A 9,920-nucleotide genomic window follows, 5' to 3' on the forward strand; every position below is an offset into this window, starting at 1 on the left:
CGCAAGTGCTGTGCAGCCGCCTTGAGAATGTGGAAAACGCCGATAACGTTGATGTTAATCACCTTTTGAAAGTCGTCTTCAGGATATTCGTCTGTCTTGGCAAACACTCCTTGATAACCTGCGTTGTTAAATACATAGTCAATCCGCCCAAGCTGCTCTACAGCACCAGTAAAGGCTTTGGCAACATCATCAGCAGATGTCACATCACAGCGAAATGTGCCGACTGGAACGTTGTAGCTTTTTAGTTCCTCAGCCACATCTGCCATCTTCGGTTCATTCAAATCTAGGAGCGCTACACCTGCACCATTGGCGGCAAAACGGTGTGCAGTTGCCTTGCCAATATCTCCCGCACCGCCCGTAATTAGGATGGTTTTACCTGCAAACTGATAAGTTGCTTTCGCTGCCATAGTTTAAACCTCTTATTGAAGAATTGTTGCAAATCGTCGTCATTCAAATGAGATTGGTATGATTTCTATTATTGAGCTTTTGCCCAAGAATAGAGCATAAAATCAAAAATTTATTTGTTCGGTTTCTTTACTTTAAAGGAGTCATGCGATGCGTATCCCCCGCTTCGCTAAAGTGCTGGTTGCATTTCTCGCTGGAGTGATGCTGGTGCAACTTCTACACGCTTGTTCACCACGTTCGCAAGCCGCAGAGAAAACTAGACTGACGATCGCCACCGTTAATAATGGCGACATGGTGGTGATGCAAGGGCTTTCTCGCAAATTTGAGTCAGCTAATCCTGATATTCAACTCAGGTGGGTTGTGCTGGAAGAAAATGTGTTGCGCCAACGCACAACTACAGATGTTGCAAGCCAAGGTGGGCAATTTGATGTCATGACCATCGGTTCCTATGAAACACCAATCTGGGCTAGGCGGGATTGGTTAAGGCCTTTGGATCTAGGCGCAGACTATGACGTAAATGACCTGCTCAAACCTATACGCGAAGGACTTTCCAACGATGGCAAACTCTATGCCGTGCCATTCTATGGGGAAAGTTCCATGCTGTACTACCGAAAAGATTTGTTTGACAAAGCCGGGATTACGGTTTCTCAACAGCCAACTTATCCCCAGATGAGAGAATGGGCAAGCAAAATCCATAATCCAGCAAATGGGGTTTATGGAGTTTGCCTGCGTGGAAAACCCGGTTGGGGTGAAAACATGGCATTTGTTTCCACATTGGTAAATACCTATGGTGGACGTTGGTTTGACATGAAGTGGCAGCCGACGATTAACACTCCAGCCTGGAAAGAAGCGATCACTTTTTATGTTGATTTGCTTAATAAATATGGGCCGCCGGGAGCCAGTTCCAATGGATTTAACGAGAATCTGGCATTATTCTCAACAGGTAAATGCGGTATGTGGGTAGATGCAACCGTTGCTGCGGGGTTGTTATCCAATCCAAAAGAATCCCAAGTTTATGACAAAGTTGGCTTCGCCCGTGCGCCAATTGAAAGATATCCCAACGGCTCAAATTGGCTTTGGGCTTGGGCGTTAGCGGTTCCTAAAACATCAAAATCACCCGAAGCCGCGCAAAAGTTCGTTGCTTGGGCAACCTCTAAAGAATACATCCAACTGGTTGCCAAGGAAAATGGCTGGATTGCTGTACCACCAGGAACTCGAACTTCCACATATCAAAATCCCAACTATCAAAAAGCTGCACCTTTTGCTGAAATCGTCCTGGGAGCAATCCAATCTGCTGATGTTACCCGTCCATCCGCAGAACCAACTCCTTATAAGGGAGTTCAATACGTTGATATTCCAGAATTTCAAGCGATCGGTTCTTCCGTCGGGCAAACCTTGGCAGCAGCATTAACCAATAGAACTTCGGTAGAACAAGCGTTGCAGCAATCGCAGAAATCCACCGAACGCTTCATGAAACACACAGGTTATATCGAGTGAAATGGGGCATTGGGCATCCCTTCGGCTTCTCTACGAGACGCTACGCGAACGCTCAGGGCAAGTGGGGATTGGGCATAGGGCATTGGGCATGGGTAAAAAGAGCCGATGCTCAACTACAAAACATTCAAAATCTAAAATCCAAAATCTAAAATCTAAAATTCCTTTGGGTTATGTCTTCTTCATTAGCGGTAAAACCTCAACACGAAACGCCACCACCCACCAAGCAACGGACTACGCGGCAAGTGTCAACCTTACCTCTGGTTGCACCTTCGGTCGTTCTCCTACTGCTGTGGATGATTGTGCCTCTGGTGATGACCGTATGGTTTTCCTTTCAGCGGTATAACTTGCTGAATCCAGATGCACGCAAATTCATTGGGATTGAAAATTTCACGTTCATCCTGAGTGACTCAGCTTTATGGACATCGATCACCATCACAATAGTTTTGGTTGTTTCCGTTTTAGCAATCACAATTGGTCTGGGCACATTACTTGCAGTGCTATTTGACCAAGACTTTTATGGTCGTGGAGTGGCACGGGTACTAGCAATCTCGCCGTTTTTTGTGATGCCTACAGTTAGCGCCCTCATCTGGAAAAATATGCTGATGCACCCAGTAAATGGGTTGTTCGCGCAAATTACCAGAGGCTTGGGTTTAGGGGCGATTGATTGGTTTGCTAGCGTTCCTCTGCTGGCAATCATCATGATTGTTTCCTGGGAATGGCTTCCCTTTGCTTTGCTGATTTTATTGACTGCAATTCAATCACTTGATCGCGATCAGTTAGAAGCAGCCCGAATGGATGGGGCAAATGCGATCGCTCTATTTCGTTTCGTCATGCTACCGCATCTAAGCCGCGCCATTTCCGTGGTTGCCATGATCGAGACGATTTTCTTCCTGACCATCTTTGCCGAAATCTTTGTTACCACAGGCGGTGGGCCGGGACTTGCAACAACTAACCTTGCCTATTACATCTTCTTAAAAGCCTTGCTGGAATTTGATGTCGGCGGTGCATCAGCAGGTGGATTAATTGCCGTAATTCTTGCCAACATCGTGGCAATCTTTTTGATGCGTAGTGTTGCTCGTAATTTGGATACCTAATATGGCACGTAAAACCTCAAAGATTTGGCTATGGACATTGCTCGGCTGGCTTGCCGCTTGCATCTTGTTTTTCCCAATTTTTTGGATGTTTATCACCAGTTTCAAAACGGAAGTAGCGGCAGTTTCAACTCCCCCGCAGTTATTTTTCCGCCCGACATTGGAGAACTATGTTGCCATCCAAGACCGGGCAAATTATTTCAATTATGCGTTTAACAGCGTAGCAATTTCCCTCGGAGCGACTATACTCGCGCTACTGCTTGCTGTACCTGCTGCTTACGCAATGGCGTTCTTCCCAACGAAACGCACCAAGGGTACTTTACTTTGGATGCTGTCCACTAAAATGCTGCCACCTGTGGGTGTGCTAGTGCCAATCTACATTTTGTGTCGCAACGCTGGGTTACTGGATACTCGCATCGGTTTGATTATTATTTATACCTTGATTAATTTGCCAATCGTCGTTTGGATGATTTACAGCTTCTTCAAAGAAGTTCCCAGAGAAATTCTCGAAGCCGATCGCATGGATGGAGCAACCACTCAGCAAGAACTTGTGCATGTGTTGTTGCCATTGGCAGTGCCAGGAATTGCATCTACTGCATTGCTTTCGATTATTTTGTCATGGAATGAAGCATTTTGGAGCTTGAACTTAACAACAGCAGATGCAGCGCCACTTACAGCCTTTATTGCTTCATTTTCCAGCCCTCAAGGATTATTCTGGGCAAAACTTTCAGCAGCATCAACACTAGCGATCGCACCAATCCTCATTTTTGGTTGGTTAAGTCAACGGCAATTAGTTCGGGGTCTGACTTTTGGTGCAGTGAAATGAGTGAAGGCAGACATTCTTACAGCTTTGCGTAAAATCGTGGCGAATTGAGGGTTGAGATTTAAACGCAAAGGGGCACAGAGGTAAGCGCAAAGGTACGCAGAGAATTTGCTACGAATTAGTTAAATGTTGCACTCTTCTCTGTGTGACAAAAAACTTAAACCCATTAATGGAAACATTTTATGTCAACAGTTGCTTTAAGAAATATCCATAAAACCTACGCCGACACAGAGATCATCAAAGGCATTGATCTCGATGTGAACGATCGCGAGTTTGTCGTCTTCGTCGGCCCCTCCGGTTGCGGAAAATCAACCTTACTCCGCATGATTGCTGGACTTGAGGAAATTTCCTCCGGCGATTTATTCATTGATGGGCAGAAAGTCAATGATGTGCCACCCGATAAACGCGGTTTGGCAATGGTGTTTCAAACCTACGCCTTATATCCTCACATGACCGTGGCGGAGAATATGGCGTTTAGCCTCCGGCTTGCGGGTATGCAAAAAGCCCAGCGTTATGAAAGGGCGCGTGAAGTCGCTCGTATCCTGCAACTAGAGCCGCTTTTGAACCGGAAGCCCAAAGAACTATCGGGAGGACAACGGCAACGGGTAGCGATCGGTCGTGCTTTGGTGCGTAATCCCAAAGTATTTTTGTTTGATGAGCCGTTGTCTAACCTAGATGCTTCTTTGCGGGTGCAGATGCGGATTGAGCTTGCCGGCTTACACGACAGCTTGCAAGCTACGATGATTTATGTTACCCACGACCAAGTTGAAGCAATGACCCTGGCTGACAAAATTGTGGTGTTGCAAGGCGGTATTATCGAACAAGTCGGTTCTCCTCTAGAACTGTACCACCATCCCCGCAATCTATTCGTCGCCGGATTTATTGGTTCACCGAAAATGAACTTTATCTCGGTGACAGTTTCAGCCGTTAGTGACTCTGGAACAACAGTTAGACTTCCTGGTGACGCAACTGTAATGATTCCAGTGAAACCTAAAACCCTGTCGGTTGGCGATCGCGCAACATTAGGAATTCGTCCCGAACATCTGCTGCTTGATCGCAATAACCCAAGCTTGAATGGCGAAGTATTAGTCGTAGAACGATTAGGCGGAGAAACCTATCTCTACATCAAGATTGCGGGTGGTGAAACCATAGTTATGCAAACAGACGGGGATAATCCTGCCCAATTGCACGATTTCGTTCCTATCTATATTAATGGTGAACTTTGCCATTTGTTCGATCAAAGCGGTCAAACCATTCCCAAAGCTCATCGTCACCACCTAACTCTGAATGAATCCCATGAACAGCAATATCAGCACAGAATCGGCAATCAAGCTGAATGAAGCATCTCTGTCTCGTTTAGGAAATAACGTTCGCGTACCCAATTACGATCGCCATCAAATCACAAACGGTATTGTCCATATTGGTGTGGGTGGGTTCCATCGGGCACATCAGGCGTTATACCTGGATAATTACTTTCATCAAAATCCCGCTAGCGAATGGGGAATCTGCGGAGTTGGGCTACTAGAATTCGACAAACGGATGCGGGATGCACTGAATTCGCAAGATTGTTTGTATACCTTAGTGGAAAAGTCACCATCAGGCGATCGCGCTCGTGTGATTGGGGCAATTACAAAATATCTGTTTGCCCCAGATAACCGCCAAGCTGTGATTGACACCCTAGCAGATCCCAAATGTCGCATCGTCACCCTCACCATTACCGAAGGAGGCTACTACTATATTGAAGGTAGCGGTGAATTTGATACCAATCACCCAACAATTCAGTACGATTTGCAGCATCCTAATGAACCAATTGGAGTATATGGTTTTTTGACAGCAGCCCTCGATCGCCGCCGTCAACAGGGAATAGCACCGTTTACCGTATTGTCCTGCGACAACTTGCAAGGTAACGGCAACATTGCCCGCAAAATGTTAACCGCATTTGCCCAAATGCAGAACCCGGAATTGGGACGTTGGGTTGCCGAAAATGTAGCGTTTCCCAACTGCATGGTCGATCGCATTACCCCCGCTACCACCCCAGCAGATATCAAAATGGTGGCGGAACAATTCAACATTGATGATGCCTTTCCAGTTGTTGCCGAACCGTTTCTTCAGTGGGTAGTCGAAGACAATTTCAGCGCAGGTAGACCAGATTGGGAATCTGTTGGCGTTCAGATGACTAGCGATGTTCATCCCTACGAGATGATGAAAATCCGGCTACTCAACGCCAGTCACTTGTTAATAGGCTATCTCGGTTCCTTGGCAGGTTATACCTACGTTCATGAAGTCATGGCAGATCCATTGATTCGCCAAGCCGTTGATAATTTGATGGCAGAAGTTACGCCCACACTCCAACCTGTACCGGGGATTGATTTAGATAATTACAAAAAAACTTTAATTGAACGCTTTGCCAATCCTAAGATTCGAGATCAACTCCCGCGTCTTTGCTTGAATAGCTCCGCCAAAATGCCAAAATTTGTTTTAGGCTCAGTTCGTGACGCGCTGCACCAAGGAGAGGCAATTAATTACATGAGCCTCACCGTTGCAGCTTGGTTCCGTTACCTCAATGGGCTGGATGACCAAGGTAACGCCATTGCCATCGATGATCCAATAGGAGGTACTCTGACTCAACTAGCTCGTACCAGTGGTTCCGATGCCAAACCATTGCTTAACCTGACTGAGATTTTTGGCGATTTATCGCAGTCACCGCTTTTTGTTGATGCAGTTACGAACCATTTACGCAGGTTGTATGAGTTTGGAGCTAAAGAAACATTAGTCAAAACTTAACCGGAGAGTGAAAGCCGCGACTTTTGAAGGCGGAAGTTTCATTTCCGCCTTCTGAATCTTAAGAATTTGGAGGGGCAATTGACTGACATCGTAGTTGGCTTAGACTTGGGTACAGGAGGAGCGCGGGCGATCGCAGTTAATCTACAAGGTCAAATTATCGCTCAGTCAACCAGAAGCTATCCTTTGTTAACTCCACAACCCGGTTGGACGGAACAGAACTCATCGGATTGGATTGAAGCAAGTTTGGATGCTCTCTCTGATGTTACTCAACAGCTAGATGGACATCGAGCGATCGCACTCGGTTTGTCTGGACAAATGCATGGCATGGTTCCTTTGGATGCGGAAGGCAAAGCGATTAGACCGGCAATTTTGTGGAATGACCAACGCACGGGTAAAGCTGTTACTGAGATTGAAGCCAGGATTCCCCGCCAGGAGTTGATCCAGCGGACTGGAAATCCTGCTATTACAGGGTTTCAACTGCCGAAGCTTTTATGGTTGCGAACTGAAGAACCACAAGCCTATGCTCGGCTGTGGCAAATTCTTTTACCAAAGGATTATCTAGGATATGTGCTAACTGGCGAACTAGTGACAGAACCATCTGATGCGTCTGGTGTCGGCTGTCTGAATTTGACGAATCGGCAATGGGATACAGATATTCTCCATGCTCTCAATATAAAACCAGCGTTGTTTCCCCCAGTCATCGAATCTACCGCGATCGCTGGACGGTTGAAATCAGAAATAGCATCCCGTGTAGGATTACCTGTGGGATTACCTGTAGTCGCAGGCGGAGGTGACAATGCCGCAGCAGCTATCGGTTTGGGCATCTCATCAAGAAACCTGAGCCGGGGTAGTTTGAGTATCGGTACATCGGGAGTGATCTTTGCACCGTGCGATCGCCCAATTCCCGATCCCGAAGGTCGGGTACATTTATTCTGCCATGTGGATGGTGGCTATCATCTGCTGGGAGTAACGCTAGCAGCAGGTGGTTCTCTGCGTTGGTATCGAGATATATTTGCACCGCATATATCCTACACCGAGTTGATGGATATGGCAGAGCGATCGCAGCCTGGTGCGCGTGGTGTTCTATTTCTACCCCACCTCGCAGGAGAACGCAGCCCCCACCTCGATCCAGATACTCGCGGTGCTTTGGTAAATTTATCATTAGCTCATACGCAAGCAGATATAACTCGTGCTGTGCTGGAAGGGGTTGCATTTAGCTTGCGAGAAGCATTGGAGGTAATTAGTGTGATCGCTCCCGTTAATCAACTCTTAGCAACGGGTGGAGGCGCACGTTCTCACATCTGGTTACAAATTTTGGCAGATGTTTTGCAAACAAAACTCATTGCTCCCAAAGCTGAAGAAGGAGCTGCTTACGGAGCGGCTATTTTGGCAATGGTGGGGATTGGTGTTTATCCCAATTTAGCAGATGCACTCAAGATTTTACCGCAGGCTAGTAATGTAGTACAGCCGCAGGCAAATCCTTTGTATGAAGCAGGGTTTCAGCGCTACAAGTTACTTTACGATACCCTGAAAGCTGTGCGTCGATAAAATAAACTCCTAGTTTGTAGTGAGCGATAAATCGCTCAAAGAAAGGATTATCAGGACTAAAGTCCTTACTACAAACTTTAAATTTATTTATGCCTAGATACTTAACTACAATAAGCCAGACTGCTTAATCCAGGAGTATTCACTAAGTCAGTGTTGACCATCCAACCATTACCAGATAACTCTCCAGGGAAACTTCTGGAAAGGTCAATTTCTACCCAAATGTAATTTTCAGATTTGTATGACTTAACTATATTACCTGTAACCAAGTTCACAAACACAACTGTGTTTGGATAAAGTGTTGTAATAAAAGGTTCTTTTGTACTTGGTTGGCGACGTATAGTTTCCTGTCGTACAATTTGCCGACATACACTGCCAATAGTAGGTTTACTCCGTACATTCTGAGCGTTGTTATTCGGCTGACAAAATCTCAGCGCAGCAGTTTGAATAAACCCTGAAGTCGGAGCTTTAATTCTGACAAATCTATCTCCACTAACTGGTATATATGCTAAAGTAACTCTTGTTTTTGCTGACAATATTCTGATAGCGTTGGATGATGTTGAAGGTTCTTTGAAAATTGGAGTATTTACTTTAGTTGCACGACAACTTGACTGTGCAGAATTAAAGGGAGTCTGCGCGATTTGAGCAAATACAGGTACACCCAGAGTAAATGTAGCAATATTTACTAGAGTAAAAATATACAATAACTTCTGAAATTCCACGTTTTTTCCTCAATATCACTTACGAAAAACTGTACATCAGATTCGGAACTTATAAACTCTGATATTAAAAGAGCCTAACCAAATTATTTTTAACTATTAGAATATCATATAATGACTTATTACTACTAATTACCAACTAAGCGCCATCTCTTAATTATGAATAAATCCAATAATAGTGGAATAGTTGAACAGTTTGTTAATACAGTGATGGGGGTAAAATCTGGGAATCAACAACAGTCTCTAAACACATCAATAGCTACTACACAAGAACTAGATATTAAAGCAGTTTTAGTTTATATACTAGGGACTATCTTACAAATATTAGTTATGATTCTCGTGTTACTGGGAATGAAAAAATTAGTAATGTTGATTGATAACAATTCTTCTTTTCCCAGTTGGGTTAGCACTTTATTGACTGGATTATTTTTTGCTCTATTAAGTATCCGTTCTCGAATTTTTTCTCTTTTAGATAATACCCGTTCTCGTCAGACCTATGACCAGGTAATCAGACCAAGATGGTCGCCTCCACCTTTAGTATTTCCTATAGTTTGGATGATAATTGCCGTTTTACGAGTAATTTCTTCTGTATTGGTTTGGCAGCAAATGAATCACCAGTTTTTAGTGTTGCCTTTAATTTTGTTTGTGGTACATCTGGCTTTAGGGGATACTTGGAATACGATTTTTACTGTAGAACGGAGATTAGGTGCTGCTGTACCTGTAGTTATTTTAGGCCCTTGGTTATCTGCTTTAGTGGTGACGGCAATTTATTGGCAAACTAATCCTATAGCGGGAATGACTTTATCATTTTCTTGTGTGTGGTTAACTGTAGCTGCTGTTTTGGTATTTAGAATTTGGCAATTAAATGGATCTGAGCCATTGTATCCTTTAAAATTAGCACCTGCAAATCAATAAATGCCCAAAGTTAACCTTGATATGAAAGCCAATTCAAGATACATAAAAACGGTAGAGCAGTTAACAATAGACCTGCCTGGAAAATAAGGCAGGAGTAAAAGACATTTTCATTGTTCCTTGTGAGCGTAGCTAATGAAGTCT

The 9,920-nt window shown here is 44.6% G+C and carries 9 protein-coding genes; 7 read left to right on the forward strand and 2 right to left on the reverse strand.

Annotation, left to right across the window (positions count from 1 at the left end):
* The coding region (locus tag IQ229_RS02520; protein ID WP_194040988.1) for an SDR family NAD(P)-dependent oxidoreductase at nt 1–407 on the reverse strand (407 nt) is incomplete at its 3' end.
* Between the two features lie 148 nt (nt 408–555).
* Between IQ229_RS02520 and IQ229_RS02525 the strand changes: the two genes are divergently transcribed.
* The 6 genes from IQ229_RS02525 (at nt 556) to xylB (ending at nt 8,148) form a co-directional block, all read left to right on the forward strand.
* Nucleotides 556–1,902 (forward strand): ABC transporter substrate-binding protein, encoded by a 1,347-nt coding sequence (locus IQ229_RS02525; RefSeq protein ID WP_194040990.1) that lies wholly within the window; start codon nt 556–558, stop codon nt 1,900–1,902.
* Nucleotides 1,903–2,072: 170 nt separating this feature from the next.
* Entirely contained in the window at nt 2,073–2,996 is a 924-nt protein-coding gene (locus tag IQ229_RS02530; RefSeq protein WP_194040992.1) for a carbohydrate ABC transporter permease, read from the forward strand.
* A gap of 1 nt (nt 2,997) precedes the next feature.
* Nucleotides 2,998–3,819: a carbohydrate ABC transporter permease gene (locus IQ229_RS02535; protein ID WP_194040994.1), complete on the forward strand. Its 822-nt coding sequence runs from the start codon at nt 2,998–3,000 to the stop codon at nt 3,817–3,819.
* A gap of 179 nt (nt 3,820–3,998) precedes the next feature.
* A complete protein-coding gene (locus tag IQ229_RS02540; protein ID WP_194040996.1) occupies nt 3,999–5,156 on the forward strand; it encodes an ABC transporter ATP-binding protein in 1,158 nt (385 codons plus the stop codon).
* Complete coding sequence (locus IQ229_RS02545; protein WP_194040998.1) at nt 5,113–6,600, forward strand: mannitol dehydrogenase family protein; 1,488 nt, start codon at nt 5,113–5,115, stop codon at nt 6,598–6,600. The genes IQ229_RS02540 and IQ229_RS02545 overlap by 44 nt, the downstream gene beginning before the upstream one ends.
* 78 nt (nt 6,601–6,678) lie before the next feature.
* Complete coding sequence (gene xylB / locus IQ229_RS02550; RefSeq protein WP_194041000.1) at nt 6,679–8,148, forward strand: xylulokinase; 1,470 nt, start codon at nt 6,679–6,681, stop codon at nt 8,146–8,148.
* A 101-nt stretch (nt 8,149–8,249) separates the two neighbouring features.
* On the opposite strand, the gene IQ229_RS02555 is transcribed toward xylB, so the two are convergent.
* The gene (locus tag IQ229_RS02555; RefSeq protein ID WP_194041002.1) at nt 8,250–8,867 is read right to left on the reverse strand and encodes a hypothetical protein; all 618 of its coding nucleotides are present in this window, start codon (nt 8,865–8,867) and stop codon (nt 8,250–8,252) included.
* Nucleotides 8,868–9,023: 156 nt separating this feature from the next.
* On the opposite strand from IQ229_RS02555, the gene IQ229_RS02560 reads away from it, so the two are divergent.
* The gene (locus tag IQ229_RS02560; protein ID WP_194041004.1) at nt 9,024–9,779 is read left to right on the forward strand and encodes a TspO/MBR family protein; all 756 of its coding nucleotides are present in this window, start codon (nt 9,024–9,026) and stop codon (nt 9,777–9,779) included.
* The last annotated feature ends 141 nt before the right edge of the window (nt 9,780–9,920 follow it).

Source organism: Nostoc cf. edaphicum LEGE 07299, assembly GCF_015207245.1.
GTDB lineage: Bacteria > Cyanobacteriota > Cyanobacteriia > Cyanobacteriales > Nostocaceae > Nostoc > Nostoc edaphicum_B.